This window comes from Pseudomonas sp. SED1, assembly GCF_034044025.1.
In the GTDB taxonomy this organism is placed as follows: domain Bacteria; phylum Pseudomonadota; class Gammaproteobacteria; order Pseudomonadales; family Pseudomonadaceae; genus Aquipseudomonas.
The window spans coordinates 66,109-84,810 of sequence record NZ_JAXCIS010000123.1; the positions used below are offsets into that span (position 1 = coordinate 66,109).

23 protein-coding genes are annotated in these 18,702 nt (G+C 61.5%); 8 read left to right on the forward strand and 15 right to left on the reverse strand.

Annotated elements, in window-relative coordinates; translation table 11 throughout:
• Position 1: 1 nt before the first annotated feature.
• The 10 genes from SNL23_RS15935 to nrdR form a co-directional block, all read right to left on the reverse strand.
• Positions 2 to 799: a cobalamin-binding protein gene (locus SNL23_RS15935; RefSeq protein WP_318302724.1), complete on the reverse strand. Its 798-nt coding sequence runs from the start codon at positions 797 to 799 to the stop codon at positions 2 to 4.
• Positions 799 to 1,218 carry a nuclear FMR1 interacting 1 family protein gene (locus tag SNL23_RS15940; RefSeq protein ID WP_076016668.1) on the reverse strand — a complete coding sequence of 140 codons (420 nt, stop codon included), beginning with the start codon at positions 1,216 to 1,218 and terminating at the stop codon, positions 799 to 801. The genes SNL23_RS15935 and SNL23_RS15940 overlap by 1 nt, the downstream gene beginning before the upstream one ends.
• Positions 1,215 to 1,832, reverse strand: coding sequence for a GTP cyclohydrolase II (gene ribA, locus SNL23_RS15945; RefSeq protein WP_076016667.1), 618 nt, complete (start codon positions 1,830 to 1,832; stop codon positions 1,215 to 1,217). The genes SNL23_RS15940 and ribA overlap by 4 nt, the downstream gene beginning before the upstream one ends.
• Before the next feature lie 128 nt (positions 1,833 to 1,960).
• A complete protein-coding gene (gene thiL, locus SNL23_RS15950) occupies positions 1,961 to 2,914 on the reverse strand; it encodes a thiamine-phosphate kinase (protein WP_167665698.1) in 954 nt (317 codons plus the stop codon).
• 18 nt (positions 2,915 to 2,932) lie between these two features.
• Complete coding sequence (nusB, locus tag SNL23_RS15955) at positions 2,933 to 3,433, reverse strand: transcription antitermination factor NusB (RefSeq protein ID WP_017476288.1); 501 nt, start codon at positions 3,431 to 3,433, stop codon at positions 2,933 to 2,935.
• Entirely contained in the window at positions 3,430 to 3,906 is a 477-nt protein-coding gene (gene ribH, locus SNL23_RS15960) for a 6,7-dimethyl-8-ribityllumazine synthase (protein ID WP_003209986.1), read from the reverse strand. The genes nusB and ribH overlap by 4 nt, the downstream gene beginning before the upstream one ends.
• A 90-nt stretch (positions 3,907 to 3,996) precedes the next feature.
• Positions 3,997 to 5,088 carry a bifunctional 3,4-dihydroxy-2-butanone-4-phosphate synthase/GTP cyclohydrolase II gene (ribBA, locus tag SNL23_RS15965; RefSeq protein ID WP_318302725.1) on the reverse strand — a complete coding sequence of 364 codons (1,092 nt, stop codon included), beginning with the start codon at positions 5,086 to 5,088 and terminating at the stop codon, positions 3,997 to 3,999.
• Between the two features lie 16 nt (positions 5,089 to 5,104).
• Complete coding sequence (locus SNL23_RS15970; RefSeq protein ID WP_003209988.1) at positions 5,105 to 5,782, reverse strand: riboflavin synthase; 678 nt, start codon at positions 5,780 to 5,782, stop codon at positions 5,105 to 5,107.
• Positions 5,783 to 5,816: 34 nt separating this feature from the next.
• Positions 5,817 to 6,953 carry a bifunctional diaminohydroxyphosphoribosylaminopyrimidine deaminase/5-amino-6-(5-phosphoribosylamino)uracil reductase RibD gene (gene ribD / locus SNL23_RS15975; protein WP_318302726.1) on the reverse strand — a complete coding sequence of 379 codons (1,137 nt, stop codon included), beginning with the start codon at positions 6,951 to 6,953 and terminating at the stop codon, positions 5,817 to 5,819.
• The gene (nrdR, locus tag SNL23_RS15980) at positions 6,950 to 7,420 is read right to left on the reverse strand and encodes a transcriptional regulator NrdR (protein WP_003209990.1); all 471 of its coding nucleotides are present in this window, start codon (positions 7,418 to 7,420) and stop codon (positions 6,950 to 6,952) included. Before nrdR ends, ribD begins: the two co-directional genes overlap by 4 nt.
• Before the next feature lie 139 nt (positions 7,421 to 7,559).
• Between nrdR and SNL23_RS15985 the strand changes: the two genes are divergently transcribed.
• From SNL23_RS15985 to trxA, 3 genes are all read left to right on the forward strand, one after another.
• Positions 7,560 to 8,018 (forward strand): YbaY family lipoprotein, encoded by a 459-nt coding sequence (locus SNL23_RS15985; RefSeq protein WP_076016662.1) that lies wholly within the window; start codon positions 7,560 to 7,562, stop codon positions 8,016 to 8,018.
• Positions 8,015 to 8,671: a class I SAM-dependent methyltransferase gene (locus SNL23_RS15990; RefSeq protein WP_318302727.1), complete on the forward strand. Its 657-nt coding sequence runs from the start codon at positions 8,015 to 8,017 to the stop codon at positions 8,669 to 8,671. The genes SNL23_RS15985 and SNL23_RS15990 overlap by 4 nt, the downstream gene beginning before the upstream one ends.
• Before the next feature lie 152 nt (positions 8,672 to 8,823).
• Positions 8,824 to 9,696, forward strand: coding sequence for a thioredoxin (gene trxA / locus SNL23_RS15995; protein ID WP_318302729.1), 873 nt, complete (start codon positions 8,824 to 8,826; stop codon positions 9,694 to 9,696).
• Between the two features lie 3 nt (positions 9,697 to 9,699).
• Here the strand turns inward: trxA and SNL23_RS16000 are convergent, their stop codons facing one another.
• The gene (locus tag SNL23_RS16000; RefSeq protein WP_017476294.1) at positions 9,700 to 10,047 is read right to left on the reverse strand and encodes a hypothetical protein; all 348 of its coding nucleotides are present in this window, start codon (positions 10,045 to 10,047) and stop codon (positions 9,700 to 9,702) included.
• Positions 10,048 to 10,182: 135 nt separating this feature from the next.
• On the opposite strand from SNL23_RS16000, the gene SNL23_RS16005 reads away from it, so the two are divergent.
• The 5 genes from SNL23_RS16005 (at position 10,183) to SNL23_RS16025 (ending at position 14,230) form a co-directional block, all read left to right on the forward strand.
• Positions 10,183 to 10,800 (forward strand): DUF2796 domain-containing protein, encoded by a 618-nt coding sequence (locus SNL23_RS16005; protein WP_318302730.1) that lies wholly within the window; start codon positions 10,183 to 10,185, stop codon positions 10,798 to 10,800.
• A gap of 124 nt (positions 10,801 to 10,924) precedes the next feature.
• Positions 10,925 to 11,635: an ABC transporter ATP-binding protein gene (locus SNL23_RS16010; protein ID WP_167665694.1), complete on the forward strand. Its 711-nt coding sequence runs from the start codon at positions 10,925 to 10,927 to the stop codon at positions 11,633 to 11,635.
• Between the two features lies 1 nt (position 11,636).
• Complete coding sequence (locus SNL23_RS16015) at positions 11,637 to 12,902, forward strand: ABC transporter permease (RefSeq protein ID WP_167665693.1); 1,266 nt, start codon at positions 11,637 to 11,639, stop codon at positions 12,900 to 12,902.
• Positions 12,903 to 12,913: 11 nt separating this feature from the next.
• Positions 12,914 to 13,435 (forward strand): DUF3299 domain-containing protein, encoded by a 522-nt coding sequence (locus tag SNL23_RS16020; RefSeq protein WP_318302732.1) that lies wholly within the window; start codon positions 12,914 to 12,916, stop codon positions 13,433 to 13,435.
• Between the two features lie 96 nt (positions 13,436 to 13,531).
• Complete coding sequence (locus tag SNL23_RS16025; RefSeq protein WP_167665692.1) at positions 13,532 to 14,230, forward strand: OmpW/AlkL family protein; 699 nt, start codon at positions 13,532 to 13,534, stop codon at positions 14,228 to 14,230.
• A 98-nt stretch (positions 14,231 to 14,328) separates the two neighbouring features.
• Here the strand turns inward: SNL23_RS16025 and SNL23_RS16030 are convergent, their stop codons facing one another.
• The 4 genes from SNL23_RS16030 to SNL23_RS16045 form a co-directional block, all read right to left on the reverse strand.
• Positions 14,329 to 14,691 (reverse strand): response regulator, encoded by a 363-nt coding sequence (locus SNL23_RS16030; RefSeq protein WP_063026844.1) that lies wholly within the window; start codon positions 14,689 to 14,691, stop codon positions 14,329 to 14,331.
• Positions 14,692 to 14,697: 6 nt separating this feature from the next.
• Positions 14,698 to 16,158 (reverse strand): ATPase domain-containing protein, encoded by a 1,461-nt coding sequence (locus SNL23_RS16035; RefSeq protein WP_318302734.1) that lies wholly within the window; start codon positions 16,156 to 16,158, stop codon positions 14,698 to 14,700.
• A gap of 90 nt (positions 16,159 to 16,248) precedes the next feature.
• Positions 16,249 to 17,373, reverse strand: coding sequence for an ATP-binding protein (locus SNL23_RS16040; RefSeq protein WP_318302736.1), 1,125 nt, complete (start codon positions 17,371 to 17,373; stop codon positions 16,249 to 16,251).
• Between the two features lie 244 nt (positions 17,374 to 17,617).
• Positions 17,618 to 18,508, reverse strand: coding sequence for a sugar nucleotide-binding protein (locus SNL23_RS16045; protein ID WP_008436463.1), 891 nt, complete (start codon positions 18,506 to 18,508; stop codon positions 17,618 to 17,620).
• Positions 18,509 to 18,702 lie beyond the last annotated feature (194 nt).

The window sequence follows — 18,702 nt, forward strand, 5'->3', positions numbered from 1 at the left end:
CTCACAGACTCGGTGCAATCACCTGACACAACCGCGCCACCGCTTCAAGCATCTGCCCGCTGGGCCGTTCCAGGCCCTTGTCGGGCACTACCAGCAAATGCCCGTTCGCCACCGCCGCCACCTGTGGCCAGGCCTTCCACGCATCAAGCTGCGCTTGATCGCCCGCCAGAATCACCTCGGGATTGCGCTGCAACACCGACTCAATGCTGACCTGCGGCGCCGGCAGCTTGAGGTCATCAAACACATTGCGCGCCCCGCACACACTCAGTGCATCGCTGATGATCTGCCCGCCGCCAACGGTGTACAGGGGCTGGTTCCACACCTGATAAAACACCCGCCACGGCTCGGCTCGGTAATAGCGCAAGCGCAACTCGGCCAATCGCTGGCGCAACTGCGAGGCCAATTGCCGGCCGGCATCAGCCCGCCCCAGTTGCCGGGCAATGGTTTCAACTTGCGAGGTGAGTTGTTCGAGGCTGTGGGGTTCGGCGACAAACACCGGGATGTTCAGGCGTTGGAGCTGCTCACGCTGGGCCGGGCCGACGCTGCCCGGCCAGAGCAGGATCAGGTCCGGCTTGAGGCTGAGCAGCCGCTCCATGTCCAACTGCCCGTAGTTTCCTACCGAAGGCACGTTCGCCAAGGCCTGTGGCCGCTCGCCGCCGTCCAGCACGCCCACCAGCAAATCAGCAGCGCCCAGCTCAACGACGATTTCAGACAAGGAAGGAGCAAGGCTGACAACCCGCTCGACCGCCGCAGCCTGAGCCGCGACGACCAGCAGCAACACCGCCAGCCAGGCGCGCATCAACCCAACTGACGCGGAATGCGATAGAGGTAGAACAGCACCAGGGTCGACAGCGCCAGCAGAAACAGCGGCACCGCTTCCAGCCCGACAAACACTGCCAGCGCGCCAACCCAGGCCGGCAATGCAGCCACCAGCAACGCCACACGACGACGGGCCGCGAGGGTGATCCAGGCAGCCGGTTCTTCAGGGGTATCGAGGGCTTTGCCCGTGGCGATCAGCGCGTGCTTATAGCCATGAAAGTAACGCAGGCTGACAAACATCGAGGCCACGCCGGCGATAAAAAACGGCATCGCCAGCACCGGCAGCAAGGGATCGGCCTTGCCAAACACCAGGTTGACCACAAACAACGGCACCAGCGCCAACGCCAGGTATTGCCACCAGTTAAACGACAGTCGCCGCTTGACCTGGCCGCGCGTCACGCCCGGTCGGCCTCGCCTTGGTGCTCGTTGCCCATCATGTGGTCGAGCTTGCTGGCCTTGGTGGCCAGGTAGAGTTTGTTGTGCGGGTTGTGGCCGGTGTGCAGCGGCACGCGCTCGGCGACGGTGATGCCCATGTCGGTCAAGGCTTTGACCTTGCGCGGGTTGTTGGTCATCAGGCGCAGGGACTTGACGCCCAGGTGCTCGAGCATCGGCAGGCAGATCGCGTAATCACGCTGATCGGCTGCAAAACCCAGGCGCTCGTTGGCTTCAACGGTGTCGGCGCCGCCATCTTGCAGCTCGTAGGCGCGGATCTTGTTCAACAGGCCAATGCCACGGCCTTCCTGACGCAAGTACAGCAACACACCACGGCCTTCGCGGGCGATGGCCTGCAACGCGGCTTCCAGTTGCGAGCCGCAGTCACAGCGCTGGCTGAACAGGGCGTCGCCGGTCAGGCATTCAGAGTGCAAACGGCCGAGAACCGGCGCACCGTCGGCCACATCACCGAGACTCAGAACAACGTGTTCGCGCCCGGTGGCTTCTTCAAGAAAACCATTCATGGTGAACGTGGCAAAAGGGGTTGGCAGCTTGGAAGCGGCAACGAAAACGACGGGCACCGTGTGCTCCTGATTTCTGATTTCACAGGGGATAGATTGTAACAGCAGGTTCCTACAGACGCTTAAGCTGAATTGTCGCTGATAAAGATCAATAGGTTCGATTGGCCTTCAGCTTGGTTCTATGCCTTTCAGAAATGTTGATAGCCACGAATGGCGGGTGTGATGTCCTGGCCAACCGCGTCCAGCAGGGTAACGCCCTGCCCCGCCTCGACCCGGCCGATCACATGCACCGGCACACCCGACGCCAGCAACGGTGCCAGTTCGGCTGGCGGCAAGGTGAACGCCAGCACGTAGTCGTCACCGCCGCTCAACGCGGCCACCCGGGCATCCGCGTCGCCAACGAACGCCAGCAAGGCCGCCGACAACGGCAACTTTTGCTGCTCGATCAACAAGCTGACAGCCGACGCCTTGGCGATATGCCCGCAATCAGCCAGAAGGCCGTCGGAAATATCCATGGCAGACGTGGCCTTGCCCCGCAACGCCAAACCCAGCGCCAACTGCGGTTGCGGCGACCAGTACTGGGCCAGCAGCGGCTCGGCGATCGCAGCCTCTGCCGTGCGCTGCCCCAGTACCAGCGGCAATGCGCCTGCCGCGTTACCCAACTCACCGCCAACACACAGCAAGTCGCCGGGCCGCGCGCCGCTGCGGGTCAAGGCCTGGCCCGCTGGCACCCGCCCGAACACCGTCAGGGTCAGGCTCAGCGGCCCACGGGTGGTATCACCACCCACCAGAACCACGCCGCAACCCTGCGCCATGGCGTTCAAACCCTGGGCATAGCGTTGCAGCCAATCGGCATCAACCGTCGGGGTGGTCAGGGCAAGGGTAAACGCGAGGGGATTGGCGCCCATGGCTGCCAGATCGCTGACTGCCACGGCCAGCGAGCGCTGGCCGAGCAGAAACGGATCGCAGGGGTCGGCAAAGTGCACGCCGGCCACCAAAGTATCAGTGGAAATCGCCAGCTGCTCCCCGGGAGGAACCGCCAGCAAGGCGCAGTCGTCGCCAATCCCCAGTGCAATGCCTTCGCCGCCCTGCGCACAAGGCGCGGCGGCGAAATAGTTGCGGATCAGCTCAAACTCGCCCATTGCGTCAGCAAGCGCCAGTTAGCGCTTGTACGCCTTCACTTCGGCTTCACGCAGGCGCGGGGCCAGCTTGTCGAGCACGCCGTTGACGAACTTGTGACCGTCGGTGGAACCGTAGACTTTCGCCAGTTCGATCCCTTCGTTGATCACTACGCGGTACGGTACGTCGACGCGCTTGAGCAGTTCCCAGGTGGACAGGCGCAGTACGGCCAGTTCAACCGGGTCCAGCTCTTCGATCGCCAGGTCCAGGCACGGCGACAATGCAGCATCGATCTCCGGCAGGTTGGCCGGAACGCCGTGCAGGATGTCATGGAAATAGCTGGCATCGGCCGCGCTGAAATCGTTGTCGACGCGAAATTGCGCTTCGATTTCGTTCAGCGAGGTTTTAGCCATGTGGCGCTGGTACAGCGCCTGGGTCGCGAGCTGACGGGCCGCACGACGCTTTTCGCTCTTCGAGGGCTTGCCGGCGTCTGCTGGGCGCGGGTCCTGGGGGTTGAACTGATCGCTGTCGTCGCTAATCACTTGGCCTCCAACTGTGCCAGCAGGCTGACCATTTCCAGAGCGGACAGGGCAGCTTCGGCACCTTTGTTACCGGCCTTGGTGCCGGAACGTTCGATGGCTTGCTCGATGGAATCAACGGTCAGCACGCCAAAGGCGACCGGCACGCCGAACTCCATGGACACCTGGGCCAGGCCCTTGGTGCATTCGCCAGCCACGTATTCGAAGTGCGGAGTACCACCACGAATGACCGCGCCCAGGGCGATGATCGCCGCGTATTCACCCTGCTGTGCAACTTTCTGCGCAACCAGTGGAATTTCGAAGGCGCCGGGAGCGCGGATAATGGTGATATCGCTTTCGCTCACACCGTGGCGAACCAGGGCATCCACAGCACCGCTTACCAGGCTTTCAACCACGAAGCTGTTGAAGCGGCCAACCACCAGGGCATAGCGGCCTTTGGGGGCGATGAAGGTACCTTCGATGGTCTTCAGGGTCATTCGACAAATCTCTTAAAGAGCCGGGACGCGCTTAGTGCGCGCCCCTCAGTGATATTTGAACCGCGAACAAGGGGTAAACAACGCCGTCCTTTATTCGGAGGGCACGTATTCTACTACTTCCAGGTCGAAACCGGATATGGCATTAAATTTCATTGGCGCACTCATCAGGCGCATTTTGCGTACGCCCAGGTCCCGCAGGATCTGCGAACCGGCACCGACGATGCTGTAGGTGGTCGGTTTTTTCACCGGCACGTGGTCGGCGGTTTCGCGGATATGCGCCAGCAACACGTCGCCATCCACCGGGTTACCGAGCAGCAATACCACGCCGCTGCCAGCCGCGGACACCCCGGACATCGCGGCCCGCAGGCTCCAGCGCCCCGGTTGCTTGACCATCAGCAGGTCGCGCAGCGGGTCCATGTTGTGCACCCGCACCAGGGTCGGTTCTTCAGCGCAGATGGTGCCCAGGGTCAGGGCCATGTGCACGTCGCCTTCCACGGAGTCACGATAGGTCACCAGGTTGAACTGGCCCAGCTCGCTGTCCAGCGGCTGCTCGGCAATCCGCTGAACGGTACGTTCGTGGATCATCCGGTAGTGAATCAGGTCGGCAATGGTGCCGATCTTGATGTTGTGCACCGCGGCAAATTCTTCCAGCTCGGCGCGACGGGACATGGTGCCGTCGTCGTTCATCACTTCGCAGATCACACCGCTCGGCTCGAAACCGGCCATGCGCGCCAGGTCGCAGGCGGCTTCGGTGTGGCCGGCGCGAGCCAGGGTGCCACCCGGTTGGGCCATCAGCGGAAAGATGTGGCCAGGGCTGACGATATCTTCGGCCTTGGCGTCTTTCGCGGCAGCGGCTTGTACGGTGCGGGCGCGGTCAGCAGCGGAGATGCCGGTGGTCACACCGGTAGTCGCTTCGATGGACACGGTGAACTTGGTGCCAAACCCCGAACCATTGCGCGGCGCCATCAATGGCAGCTTCAGCAGCTCGCAGCGCTCGCGGCTCATTGGCATGCAGATCAGGCCACGGGCGTGCTTGGCCATGAAGTTGATGTGTTCCGGCTGGCACAACTCGGCGGCCATGATCAGGTCGCCTTCGTTCTCGCGGTCTTCGTCATCCATGAGGATGACCATCTTGCCTTGGCGGATGTCTTCAACCAGTTCTTCGATGCTGTTGAGCGCCACGCGGCACCCCCTTGGGTCAGGATTTAAGGTAGCCGTTAGCGGCTAAAAAACTTTCAGTGATGTTCCCGGCGGGCCCTTGAAGAGAGTCAGACTCTGCGGCCTTGTCGCCCAACAGAAGGCGCTCCAGGTAACGGGCAAGCAAGTCGACTTCCAGGTTCACCCGGCGACCCGGCTGGTACGACGCCATGATGGTTTCGCTCAGGGTATGGGGAATGATGGTCAGTTCAAATTCGGCGCCATTCACGGCGTTCACGGTCAGGCTGGTGCCGTCGACGGTGATCGAGCCTTTGTGGGCGATGTACTTGGCCAGCTCTTTGGGCGCGCGGATGCGGAATTCCACGGCACGCGCGTTTTCGCTGCGGGCGACGACTTCGCCGACACCGTCGACGTGACCGCTGACCAGGTGCCCACCGAGGCGGGTGGTCGGGGTCAGGGCTTTTTCCAGGTTCACCGGGCTGCCGCTCTTGAGATCGTTCATCGCGGTGCAGTCCAGGGTTTCCCGGCTGACATCGGCGGCAAAGCCGTTGCCAGGCAATTCGATGACGGTCAGGCACACACCGCTGACGGCGATGCTGTCGCCCAGTTTGACGTCGCTCAGGTCGAGCTTGCCGGTTTCAACCAGCAGGCGTACGTCGCCGCCTTTTGGGGTCATTGCACGGATGCTGCCGATGGATTCGATGATGCCGGTGAACATGCCGTTCTCCTGAAGACGTGGCGCAGGCCGGGAATTATACGCTCGCTGATGGCAGAGGGATGGCGGTGACTCGCCAGTCGTCGCCCACAGCGCGCATTTCAGTGATCTTGAGTTGGGGGGCGTCGGCCAGTTTCTCAAGCGGCCAGTCCAACAAAGGCCGGGCAGCGGAGCCGAGGAACTTGCCGGCGACGAATATCACGTACTCGTCCACCAGGCCTTGCTGGGCGAAGGCGCCAGCCAGGCTTGGGCCGGCTTCCACCAGCACTTCGTTGACGCCACGGGCCGCCAGGGCCACCAGCGCGGAACGCAGGTCGACCTGGCCGTCGACACCCGGCACCACCAGGCACTCGGGGCCGGTGGGGTACTGGTTGTCCGGGGTCACGCAAGTGATGACCAACGCCGGGCCGGCCTTGAAGAACGGCGCGTTCAGCGGCACCCGCAGGCGACCGTCGATCAATACGCGCAGCGGCGGACGGGACATTGCCAGGGCGGTGGTTTCTTCATTCAGGCCCAGCTCGGCAGCGCGCACCGTCAGGCGAGCGCCATCGGCCAGCACCGTGTCGGCGCCGGTCAGCACCACACTGGCCTGGGCCCGCAGGCGTTGCACGGCGGCACGGGCGGCCGGGCCGGTGATCCACTGGCTTTCGCCATTGGCCATGGCAGTGCGACCGTCCAGGCTCATGGCCAACTTGACCCGCACAAACGGCAGGCCATGCTCCATGCGCTTGAGAAAGCCCGGGTTAAGCGCCCGCGCTTCTTTTTCCAGCAAGCCGCTGTACGTCTCGATCCCGGCCTGGGCCAACCGACGCATGCCACGCCCGGCGACTTCCGGGTTCGGGTCCTGCATCGCCGCGACCACACGGGCCAAACCGGCATTCACCAGGGCATCGGCGCACGGTGGCGTATGCCCGTGGTGGCTGCACGGCTCAAGGGTCACGTAGGCCGTGGCGCCCCGGGCCTTGTCGCCCGCCGCCCGCAGAGCATGGACTTCCGCATGGGGTTCGCCGGTGCGCACGTGCCAGCCTTCGCCGACAATCTGCCCGTCACGCACGATCACGCAGCCAACCCGTGGGTTGGGGTGGGTGGTGTACAGACCCTTGCGCGCCAATTCCAGGGCACGGGCCATGTAATGAGCGTCGAGTACCGCTTGTTCTGCCGAAGGTGGGTTCATTCTTTTACCGGCTCACGGGCCAGGCGGTCGATCTCTTCGCGGAACTCGTTGAGGTCCTGGAAGCGTCGATACACCGAGGCGAAACGGATATAGGCGACTTCGTCGAGCTTTTGCAGCTCGCCCATCACCAATTCTCCAACTACCAGGGATTTGACTTCGCGCTCGCCAGTGGCGCGCAGCTTGTGCTTGATATGCACCAGCGCCGCTTCCAGCCGCTCGACACTCACCGGGCGTTTTTCCAGGGCGCGCTGCATTCCGGCGCGCAGTTTTTCTTCGTCGAAAGGCTGGCGACTGCCGTCGGTCTTGATCAGACGTGGCAATACCAGTTCGGCGGTTTCGAAGGTGGTGAAACGTTCACCGCAGCCAGAGGCCAGGCATTCACGCCGGCGACGCACCTGTTCGCCCTCGGCGACCAGACGCGAGTCAATGACCTTGGTGTCGTTGGCACCGCAGAAGGGACAGTGCATGGTGGCAGGCAACAAAAAATGGGAGGGCCATGGTAGCGCATCCCTGTGGCAAGACAAGCCATAGCCTTTACGGTATATAGGCTGACTATTATGTTTCATATTTTTTAAGCCACGGATTTTGTCCTTTCTGGAGCCGTACATGCAGTTACGACCACTTGTTTTGCTCACGTTGCTCGGTTTTCTGGTCGCCTGCAGCAGCCATGCCCCAAAACCGGCGGCACCCGTTGCCGCCCCTCAACAAGAGAAAAAAATCCCGGGTGTGGAAGAAGACCTCGGTCCGCTGCCCGCCTACCAGCGTGAAGTCAGCGGCCAGTTGAACGGTGTACCCGCCGGCGCGGAAGTCGAACTGGCGCTGCTGGTGATCGACGACCGTTCGCGCCCGCAGCAACTGCTCGCCAGCAGCGTGCTGATCGGCAATAACAAGCCGTTGGCCTTCCGCCTGCGCTTCAACCCTGAAGCTTTCCCTGTGGGTGCCCGCGTTGAACTGCGCGGTCGCGCCAGCCAGTCCGGCCAGTTGATCCTGCACCTGCCGCCGGTGCGCATCACCCAGGCGATCACCCAGACCACAGGGCCGCTGCAACTCGTCACTGCACCATGACGCCACCGCTGGACCTGCAACGCGCCCTCAGCGAACTGATCGGCGACGCCCAACTGGTGCCCTGCCCGCTGCCGGGCACCGAGTTGTCGTTGTGGCTGCTGGACGCCGACAACATGGACCGCGCTTTCAGCCCAGAAGAAACCCGACGCATCCTGCATGAGCCACCGTATTGGAGCTTTTGCTGGGCCAGTGGTTTGGCGCTGGCGCGGTATCTGGCGGCTAATCCCGAGTGGGTGGCAGGCAAGCGGGTGCTGGATTTCGGCGCAGGCTCGGGCGTCGCCGGGATTGCCGCAGTAAAAGCTGGAGCGCTGGAAGTGGTGGCTTGCGACCTTGATCCACTGGCATTGGCAGCCTGCCGGGCGAATGCGGAACTCAATGGCGTGATGCTGGGTTACTCCGCAGACTTCTTCGCCGAAGCCGACCGATTTGACCTGATCCTGGTCGCCGATGTGCTGTATGACCGGGCAAACCTGCCGCTGCTGGATGAATTTCTGACTCGAGGCCGCGAAGCGCTGGTCGCCGATTCCCGTGTGCGGGACTTCCAGCACCCGGAGTATCAGCGCCTGGACATCCTCGATGCCCTGACACTGCCCGACCTGGCTGAGCCGTGGGAGTTTCGCAAGGTGAGCCTGTACCACTCGCAGCGCGCTTGAGAGCATCGCGGGCAAGCCCGCGCCCACATTTGAAATGTATTCCCCTGTGGGAGCTGGCTTGCCTGAGATTGCGATCCTGAGACCGCCCCGCTTTCAGCCAACCCCACCAACCCTTATAGTTGCCCCATCCCCTGCTTTATTCGAGATACCCCATGAGTGAGCCCACGCCGTACATCTTCGACGCCACCACTGCCACGTTCGACCAGGCAGTGATCCAGAATTCCTTCGAAAAACCCGTGCTGGTGGATTTCTGGGCCGAGTGGTGCGCGCCGTGCAAGGCGTTGATGCCGATGCTCGCGCAGATTGCCGAGAGTTATCAGGGTGAGTTGCTGCTGGCCAAGGTCGATTGCGATGCCGAGCCGGACGTGGTCTCGCGCTTTGGCATTCGCAGCCTGCCCACCGTGGTGCTGTTCAAGGATGGCCAGCCGGTGGACGGGTTTGCCGGTGCGCAGCCAGAATCCGCCGTGCGCGCGATGCTGGAGCCACATGTGCAAATGCCGCCGCCGGCTGCTGCCGATCCGCTGGAGCAAGCCCAGGCACTGTTTGCCGAAGGCCGCATTACCGAGGCCGAGGCCGTGCTGGTGACCTTGCTCGGCGAAGACAACACCAACGCCGCCGCGCTGATCCTGTACGCCCGCTGCCTCGCCGAACGTGGTGAGCTAGGCGAAGCGCAAACCGTGCTCGACGCGGTCAAGAGCGATGATCACAAGGCGGCACTGGCCGGCGCCAAGGCGCAGATTACTTTCCTGCGCCAGGCCGCCGACCTGCCGGACACCGCGGATCTCAAGGCCCGCCTGGCGCAAAACCCGCAGGATGACGAGGCGGTGTATCAACTGGCCGTGCAGCAACTGGCGCGCCAGCAATACGAGGCCGCGCTGGATGGCTTGCTCAAGCTGTTCACCCGCAACCGCAGCTACAGCGAAGGCTTGCCCCACAAGACGCTGCTGCAGGTGTTCGAATTGCTCGGCAACGATCACCCGCTGGTCACCGTTTACCGCCGCAAGCTGTTCGCCGCGCTGTATTAAGCCTTACTCGATCCAGCTGTACAGCGGCGTATCCCCGCCGCTGGCCACCTTGACCTTGGCGCTATGGCGCAGGCGCACCAGCAGGCGCTTGCCCGCCGAGGCGCTGCCGGCCAAGCCCTCCAGTTGATCAAGCAATTCCAGACCATTGAGTTGCCCAGCCTTGCGCAGCAAATCCTGGGCGGCCTGCCACAGGCTCTCGTCCAGGTTACCCGGGGCCGGCGCCACCACGGGCTCGGCACTCGGTGGTTTGCTGGCCTGCAACTGCGCGCCCAGCCGGGCCCAGTCGCCGTCGTCCAGCTCCAGGGTCAAGTCCACCGGCAGGTCGCCGACGGTTCCACGAATTCTCAACATCGCACTTACTCCCGCACTTTTCTGACGAGCATGCTCCCACGCGTCTTGCGCTACGCCAAGCAGGCGGTCAAACTCCTCGCAAAATTGTTATAAGATCACATAACAAAACTTTCATCTTTGTTCGGGAGCTCCACCATGCGCCGTTTGCTGCTCGCTTTGCCGTTTGCCCTGTTGCCACTGGCCATCGCCCAGGCTGCCGACGAGCACGACCATGATCATGATCACGAGCACGGCAGCCTGGGTGCCCACGAACACGGTGTCGGCCGCCTCAACGCAGTGCTCGACGGCCAGGCCCTGGAGCTGGAACTGGACAGCCCGGCGATGAACCTGGTGGGTTTTGAACACCTGGCTACCACGCCGACCGACAAAGCCAAGGTCGCCGCCGCCCGCAAGCAACTGGAGCAACCCCTGGTGCTGTTCAGCCTGCCCAAGGCCGCCGGTTGCGTAATCAGCACCCAGGAACTGAACAGCCCGCTGTTCGGCGACAAGCCTGAAGCCGACCATGATGAAGACGATGACGACCACGCCACCGATGGCAAAGGCGCCGCCGCCCACGAGCACCACCACGACCACAGCGAAATCCACGCCCACTACCAGTTCACCTGCGCCACGCCGACCGCGCTGAGCAACCTCGACCTGACCCAGGTGTTCAAGACCTTCCCCGCCACCCAGAAAATTCAGGTACAACTCATTGGCCCGAGCGGCCAGCAGGGTGTGGAAGCGACGGCCACAGCAGCCACCCTCAAATTCTGAAACGAACCCCTGTAGGAGCGAGCTTGCTCGCGAAAAACTCGAGAGCGCCGCGTTCAACCTGATGCCCGCGTCATCGTTGACGTCCATCGCGAGCAAGCCCGCTCCCACAGAAGAGCCTGTCACCATGACCCAAGCACTTATCGAACTGTCTGACCTGGCCTTCAACTGGCCGGGTCACCCACAGCTGCTGGACATCCCGACGTTTCGCCTGGAGCCGGGGGAAACCCTGTTCCTCAAGGGCCCCAGCGGCAGTGGCAAAACCACCCTGCTGGGCCTGCTGGGCGGTGTGCAAAAGCCCAGTCGCGGCAGCATTCGCCTGCTGGGCCAGGAGCTGACCGAACTCTCGGCCGGCGCCCGCGACCGCTTCCGCGTCGACCACACCGGCTACATTTTCCAGCAGTTCAACCTGCTGCCGTTTCTCTCGGTGCGCGAGAACGTCGAACTGCCCTGCCACTTCTCCAAGCTGCGGGCGCAGCGGGCAACCCAGCGCCATGGCAGCGTCGACCAGGCCGCCGCGACTTTGCTCGCCCACTTGGGCCTGAAAGACAAGAACCTGCTGGAACGCCGCGCCGACTCGCTGTCCATTGGCCAGCAACAGCGGGTGGCTGCCGCCCGCGCGTTGATCGGCCAGCCGGAACTGGTGATCGCCGACGAACCGACTTCAGCCCTGGACTACGACGCCCGGGAAGCCTTCATTCAGTTGTTGTTCGCCGAATGCCGCGAAGCAGGCGCCAGCCTGTTGTTCGTCAGCCATGACCAGAGCCTGGCGCCGCTGTTCGACCGCAACCTGTCGCTGGCCGAACTCAATCGCGCCGCCACGCCCGCAGAGGTTTGAGATGTATTTGTTTCGACTAGCCATGGCCAGCCTGGCTAACCGCCGCTTTACCGCAATCCTCACCGCCTTCGCCATCGCCCTTTCGGTGTGCCTGTTGCTGGCGGTTGAACGGGTACGCACCGAAGCCCGCGCCAGCTTCGCCAGCACCATCAGCGGCACCGACCTGATCGTCGGCGCGCGTTCCGGCTCGGTGAATTTGCTGCTGTATTCGGTGTTCCGCATCGGCAACGCCACCAACAATATTCGCTGGGACAGCTACGAGCACTTCGCCGCCAACCCGCAGGTGAAATGGGCAATCCCGATTTCCCTCGGCGACTCCCACCGCGGCTACCGCGTGATGGGCACCAACGAATCCTATTTCGAACACTATCAATACGGCCGTCGGCAGAACCTCGAACTCGACAGCGGTCGCGCCTTCGCCACCGACCCGTTCGAAGTGGTGCTCGGCGCCGAAGTGGCCGATGCCCTGCATTACAAGCTTGGCGACAAGCTGGTGCTGGCCCACGGCGTGGCGGTGGTCAGCCTGGTCAAGCACGATGACAAGCCGTTCACCGTGGTCGGCATCCTCAAGCGTACCGGCACGCCGGTGGACCGCACGCTGCATATCAGCCTCGGTGGTATGGAAGCGATTCACATCGACTGGCACAACGGCGTGCCCGCCCAGGGCAAAGGCCGGATCAGCGCCGACCAGGCCCGCAACATGGACCTGACGCCCCAAGCCATCACCGCGTTCATGCTCGGCTTGAACAACAAGATCTCCACCTTCGCCCTGCAACGGGAGATCAACGAATTCCGTGGCGAGCCAATGCTGGCGATCCTGCCGGGCGTGGCCCTGCAAGAGTTGTGGAGCATGATGGGCACCGCTGAAAAAGCGCTGTTCGTGATCTCGCTGTTCGTGGTGCTGACCGGCTTGATCGGCATGCTCACCGCGATCCTCACCAGCCTCAACGAGCGCCGCCGGGAAATGGCGATCCTGCGTTCAGTGGGCGCGCGGCCCTGGCACATTGCGACCTTGCTGATCTTCGAAGCCTTTGCCCTGGCGTTGTCCGGCGTGATCGCCGGCGTTGGGCTGCTGTATGTGTGCATCGCCGCGTCTCGCGGGTATTTGCAGGCCAATTACGGCCTGGACCTGCCATTGTCGCTGCCGAGCGAATATGAATGGACCCTGCTCGGCGGTATTCTCGTCGCAGCCCTGCTGATGGGCAGCGTGCCGGCCTGGCGCGCCTACCGCCAATCGTTGGCCGACGGCCTGTCGATACGTTTATGAGGAAGCTGTTGATGCGTCGCGTCGTGCTCGCGCTGTTACTGCTGGTGGCCCTGCCCGCTTGGGCCGAAGACCAGCCCAGGGACCTGGCCTGGCAGGAGATGATCCCGCCGGACGCACCGCCGGAAATCCCCAACATGAAACCGCTGCACAACTTGTCGGGCATGGCTGATGCGTTGTCGGTGGAGTCTGCGCCGGCCGCCAAGCAGGACCTGCCCAACGCGCCAGTCGTACAAAGCCTGGACGGTAAGCACATCCGCCTGCCAGGTTATATCGTGCCGCTGGAGGTCAGCGAAGAAGGTCGCACTACGGAGTTCCTGCTGGTGCCGTATTTCGGCGCGTGCATCCATGTACCGCCACCGCCGTCGAACCAGATCGTGCATGTCAAAAGCGAAGTCGGTGTGAAGCTCGACGAGTTGTATCAGCCGTACTGGATCGAAGGCCAGATGCAGGTCAAACCGTCGAGCAGCGAACTGGCCGACGCCGGCTACCAGATGGATGCCGACAAGATCTACGTGTACGAATTGCAGGAGTAGCGCGTTATCACCGTTTCATTGAGCTGAGTCAAAAGCCCAGCCTGAATGATCTTTACCATTGGATGTATCTCTATTAATACATCCTCTGGAGCTCCCATGAACAAGTCCCTGCTCGGCGCGTCGCTTGTCGCGCTCGCCCTCGCTGCCCCCGTTGCCCACGCTCACGAAGCGGGCGACATCCTGATTCGCGCCGGTGCCATCACCGTCAACCCGAAAGCGGACAGCAGCAGTGTCAAGGTTGACCAGGGCCCGCTGGCCGGGACCAACCTGGGCGGTAAGGCGACCATGAGCAGCGACACTCAACTGGGCTTGAACTTCGCCTACATGTTCACCAGCCACTGGGGCATCGAACTGCTGGCGGCCACGCCGTTCGAACACGATGTGAAGATCAAGAACACTGCCCTGGGCGCTGCCAACGGCAAGCTCGGCTCGCTGAAACACCTGCCGCCGACCCTGAGCGTCGTGTACTACCCGCTGGACAGCAAGTCGGTATTCCAACCGTACATCGGCGCCGGTATCAACTACACCTGGATCTACGACGAACACGTCGGCGGTCGCGCCCAGGAAGCCGGCTTCAGCAACTTCAAGGCGGAAAACTCCTGGGGCTGGGCCGCGCAGATCGGTGCGGACTACATGATCAACGACAAGTGGATGATCAACGCCCAGGCGCGCTATATCGACATCAGCACCAAGGCCACTGTGGATAACAACGCGCTGGGCCAGGGCACTCGCGCCAAGGTCAATGTGGATGTTGACCCGATGGTGTACATGGTCGGTATTGGCTACAAGTTCTAGGTTCTACCCAAGGCCCTGTTGTACAGGGCCTTTTTTGTGAGGCTTCCCATGGAGGCAAGCGCCAATCAGAGGCCAGGCACACGCCCGTGTGCTGCGAATCAGGCTTCAGCCAGGAGTTGGCGAACTTCAGCGATGACCAAGTCAATGTTGAACGGCTTTTTCAACACCGCATTGAACAAGTCCGACCGCTCCATACCAATATGTGCCTGGGCTCCGCTGATCAGGATGATGGGCAAGTGATTGACTGCCGGTAGCGCGCGGACAGCTTCGGCAAACTCCTGGCCATCCATGACCGGCATCATGAAGTCGGTGATGATCAACGCTGGCCGCTCGCGCTCCAGGACCTCGAGTCCTTTCTGGCCATTGCTCGCTTTTACGACCATGTACCCCTCATCCTCCAGCGCATAGCCGAGAATGTCAGCGATCAAATACTCGTCGTCGACGACCAGGATGGTGGTCATGTCAGTTCAACCCGAATCAGAGACTTTGGACGTTGAGCCCGGCAGCGAAGAATCATTAGGGACAGCCAACGCATTTCTTGATGCCTTCTTCAGGTCAACGCCGTTTTCATGGATTACCACTTCAAGAAGCGAAGGATCGTAGAAGCTGTCTCGTACCTTAAGAATCGAAAGCATTCTTCTTAGTTCAGATTGAATCTCGAAGAAACGCATCAGCAGCAGGTTATCGACAATACTGGACAGGTCCGGGGTTGGAGAACTGACCTCCGAACCAAAAACGTCACGCATCTCCCATGAGGCAAATACCGTTACGCCACGGGCACGAAGCTCGCTCATCAGGGCACCGTAAAAATCGGTGATACGTGCCGGGTTCGTCGACAGTCGGGTCATGCCGCTCAAGCTGTCGATGAACAGGCGCTTGATGCCCTTTTCCTCAACCATTTTCAGCAGCCGTGCGCCGAGACCATCGAGCAGGCCTTCTGTAGTGGGTTGCCAGGCAATACTCAGCGCACCACTTTCTTCCATACCCTTGATATCAATACCCAGCGATTGGCCTTTGAGGCGTAACCGCTGCGGGCTTTCATAAAAACCGAAATGCAGGCCCGGCGCTTCCACTGTCGACTCAGCGAGGAACTTGAGCCCCAACGTGGTTTTCCCGACGCCCGAAGGCCCCATGACGAGCGTAACGGAAGAACTGTGCAGGCCACCGCCGATGATGGCGTCCAGCGAACCGATGCCGCTGTTGATACGCGTCAGATCGGCACTATCAGGAAACGATGGACGGCTGTAGAGGCTTTCCAACCGCGGATAAACCACCAGGCCATCGTCGGTAATTTCACACTCGTGCAATCCGGTCAGTGCACCACTGCCTCGAGTCTTGCGCAGTTGAATACGGCGCACCGAACGGCTGCCGTGAAGCTCCTCACCCATTTCAATCACACCATCAACCATGGTGTGCTCAGGACTGCCGTCGTCCAACCGGGAGCTGGTGAGAAACAGCACCGTACAACCGGCGAACGCGGCGTGGCCTTGCAGCTCGGAAATGAATTTCTTGGTGTCGATGGGAGAGTCAGCCTTGGAGCGTGCATTGAGCAAGCCGTCGACCACTAACACGGTGGCCTTCTGACGACTGATCTCACGCCGAAGCAGCTTGACCACTTCATCGAGACCTTCGTTCTCAAGGGTGTCAAATGCACTGACGAACTGAATTTCAGCTCCCACCCGGGAAACATCAAAGAAGTTCAGGGTCGAGAGGAATTGAAATAAACGGTCGTGGGACTCAGCCAGCAACGTGGCGACCAGGACACGGCCCCCGTTGCGCGCATGGTTAAACCCCAGTTGATTGGCGAGGATGGTTTTACCGGACCCTGGGCGCCCCTGGATGATGTAGGAGGCACCTGCGACTAGCCCGCCCTTGAGCAGAGCATCCAGCCCTTCTATTCCGCTTTGAAGGCGATTTAGCTTTTCCACAATGCAACCCTGATGTGAACAACAGGCCCTTAAGCCGAAGGTTTACGATGCTAACTCCATTTGCGCAATCGGGCTATCTGCTCATCCAGTTCAAGGGCGGGGCAAATAAAGCGTGAACGTACTTCCCAGACCCAGACAACTCTCTACCCTGATCTCTCCCCCCGACTGTTTGGCAAAACCAAATACCTGACTGAGCCCCAGCCCGTTTCCCTGGCCTTTGCCTTTGGTAGAGAAAAATGGCTCGAAGATTCTATCGAGGCTGACCGGAGCGATACCCGAGCCATTGTCTGTGATGGACACGGCAACGAAGCGCCCCTTGATAAGGGGATAACCATTGGACGCGGGGATAAGGTCCATCGATTCAACACGGATGACCACCTCTCCCTTATCCATCATGGCGTCTCGGGCGTTCATGACCATATTGAGAATGGCGGCTTCAAACTGTCCTGCGTCAACGTCAACAACGCAGGGTACTGCTGTGGGTTCGATGCGTACGTTGATGCCTGTCCCAACCCGTAAAGCAATCGTATCGGCCATGGCCAACGTGCTTGAATTGACATCCAGCGGTGCGGGATGCAGGGCTTGCCTGCGAGCGAAGGACAGCAATTGGCTGGTGAAGTGAGAACCACGGACCACAACCTCGGAAATGGCTTCCACCAGGCGCAGCCGCCGCTCTTCTGATACGGAAGGACGCTTCAAAAGATCCGCTGAAGAACGGATCACCGTCAGCAGATTGTTAAAGTCATGAGCCACTCGGCCAGTTATCCGCCCCAGCGCTTCCATCTTCTGCGACTGAAGTAACTTCTCTTGGGTAACATCCCGAACGGTGCCCGCCATCGCGACGGGTAGACCATCATCGGCATAACGGGGTCTCGCGCACACGTGCAGCCAGCGAGTTTCACCTCGCGGCGTGATGACGCGGTAGTGAACGTCGTAATCGCAACGTTGCGCGATCGAGCGATCCCAGGCTTCGGCCACTCGGTTGCTGTCCTCGGAGTGCACCGAGCGCTGCATGTGTTCATAACTGAACGGTATCTGTGGTTCGAGTCCGAAGTTGAGGCGGCAAGTGGCCGAGGTCTTCAGCTCGCCCGTCGTCAAATCCAGGCGCCATATACCAAGCCCGGCGGTACTCAAAGCGAACTGCAGTTCGTGCTCCTCCTCATACACATCATCGTGAGGCGGCGGCGAACCATTCACCGGAGAATTTGTTGCCATGATGGGCAGGGCTCCTCTTTTAGGCTGCCCATGGCTGGATGGGCGAAGTCTTCTTCTGAATCCAGACTTTTGCTTTTGCTGAACGAGCCGTAAGCACAATCAATCTCTATTGGGATGGATGACCGCGCGCACCAAAGGTTTCAAATTTTTCGTATGCCGTGGCGCACCCCACTTGGCCAACACGCATTAACTGAATCCGTCCGGACTCCGCCACAAAAAAGGCGCCGGTTACAGGCGCCTTTTTTTATGTTTGACCGTGTCGGTAGAACCGGTCGAGCAACGCCGGCAACCCGGCCCGCCATGCCCGTGGCTTGATGCCGAAGGTGTGGAGGATTTTCTTGCAGGCCAGCACCGCGTGTTGCGGTTCATCGGCGGCATCCGGACGGGCGGCGTGGGCCTGGGCGGTCGGGGCTTCCACGGCCAGCGGGTGGAAGTTGCGCGCTTCGGTCAGGATCGCCTGCCCGAGCGCCAGCGGGGTGGTCGCTTCGTGGCCGGCGTAGTGATAAGTGCCCCACAACGGCGCGGCGCAATCGAGTTGCTTGAGCACCGAAATGATCACCCGCGCAGCATCGTCTACCGGCGTCGGGTTGCCCCGGCGGTCGTCGGCCATCAGCAGTTCGTCAGGTTTTTCGGCCCGGGCCAGGAAGCGCCCGAGTGTGCCGTCGACGCTGTCATCCAGCAGCCAGCCGAAACGCAACAGCACGTGCTGTGGGCAGGTGGCGCGTACGCTCTGCTCGATGCGCCACAACGCCTGCCCCCGCAGGCCCAAGGGCACGGGTTCGTCTTTTTCGCTGTAGGCGGTGGCGCGGGAGCCATCGAACACCCGGTAGCTGGACGGTTGCAGCAAAGTGATGCTGTGGTGCTGGCACAGTTCCGCCAGGCGCTCGATCGCATATTCCTGGGCAGCCAGACGCGTTTCGCTGACCGTCTCCGCCTGAAACCAGTCGAAGTAATAGGCGAGATTGATCAAGGCATCGGGACGGGTGTCGTCGAGCAGTTGCGTGAGGCTCGCGGCATCCCAGCCGTCTTGGGGCGGACGCGGGGCGAGGAAACCGATGTCTTCCTCCGCACCGAGGCGAATCAGCGCCTGCCCGAGGGCATTCCCGCCGCCCAGTAACATAAGGCGCATTCGCATAGATTGAGCAGGCCCGGTCTGTTTGGAACGATGGTTATTATCGACAGGCTTGTGAGCCATGCCGTTGGCATTTGCCAGAATCGTTGCATTTTGCGTGTTTGTAGCGCAACCGTCACTTACAAAGTGCGCTGCCCATTGCCGCCTGGGTGCTTTAGATAGAGAGAGCCTTTTGTGGCGAGGGAGCTTGCAGTGGC

Coding starts and splice junctions, on each gene's coding strand:
- SNL23_RS15935 (WP_318302724.1), bottom strand. CDS start 799: ATGCGCGCCTGGCTGGCGGTGTTGCTGCTGGTCGTCGCGGCTCAGGCT.
- thiL (WP_167665698.1), bottom strand. CDS start 2,914: ATGGGCGAGTTTGAGCTGATCCGCAACTATTTCGCCGCCGCGCCTTGT.
- ribH (WP_003209986.1), bottom strand. CDS start 3,906: ATGACCCTGAAGACCATCGAAGGTACCTTCATCGCCCCCAAAGGCCGC.
- SNL23_RS15970 (WP_003209988.1), bottom strand. CDS start 5,782: ATGTTCACCGGCATCATCGAATCCATCGGCAGCATCCGTGCAATGACC.
- ribD (WP_318302726.1), bottom strand. CDS start 6,953: ATGAACCCACCTTCGGCAGAACAAGCGGTACTCGACGCTCATTACATG.
- nrdR (WP_003209990.1), bottom strand. CDS start 7,420: ATGCACTGTCCCTTCTGCGGTGCCAACGACACCAAGGTCATTGACTCG.
- SNL23_RS15985 (WP_076016662.1), top strand. CDS start 7,560: ATGCAGTTACGACCACTTGTTTTGCTCACGTTGCTCGGTTTTCTGGTC.
- SNL23_RS15990 (WP_318302727.1), top strand. CDS start 8,015: ATGACGCCACCGCTGGACCTGCAACGCGCCCTCAGCGAACTGATCGGC.
- trxA (WP_318302729.1), top strand. CDS start 8,824: ATGAGTGAGCCCACGCCGTACATCTTCGACGCCACCACTGCCACGTTC.
- SNL23_RS16000 (WP_017476294.1), bottom strand. CDS start 10,047: ATGTTGAGAATTCGTGGAACCGTCGGCGACCTGCCGGTGGACTTGACC.
- SNL23_RS16005 (WP_318302730.1), top strand. CDS start 10,183: ATGCGCCGTTTGCTGCTCGCTTTGCCGTTTGCCCTGTTGCCACTGGCC.
- SNL23_RS16010 (WP_167665694.1), top strand. CDS start 10,925: ATGACCCAAGCACTTATCGAACTGTCTGACCTGGCCTTCAACTGGCCG.
- SNL23_RS16015 (WP_167665693.1), top strand. CDS start 11,637: ATGTATTTGTTTCGACTAGCCATGGCCAGCCTGGCTAACCGCCGCTTT.
- SNL23_RS16020 (WP_318302732.1), top strand. CDS start 12,914: ATGCGTCGCGTCGTGCTCGCGCTGTTACTGCTGGTGGCCCTGCCCGCT.
- SNL23_RS16025 (WP_167665692.1), top strand. CDS start 13,532: ATGAACAAGTCCCTGCTCGGCGCGTCGCTTGTCGCGCTCGCCCTCGCT.
- SNL23_RS16030 (WP_063026844.1), bottom strand. CDS start 14,691: ATGACCACCATCCTGGTCGTCGACGACGAGTATTTGATCGCTGACATT.
- SNL23_RS16040 (WP_318302736.1), bottom strand. CDS start 17,373: ATGGCAACAAATTCTCCGGTGAATGGTTCGCCGCCGCCTCACGATGAT.
- SNL23_RS16045 (WP_008436463.1), bottom strand. CDS start 18,508: ATGCGAATGCGCCTTATGTTACTGGGCGGCGGGAATGCCCTCGGGCAG.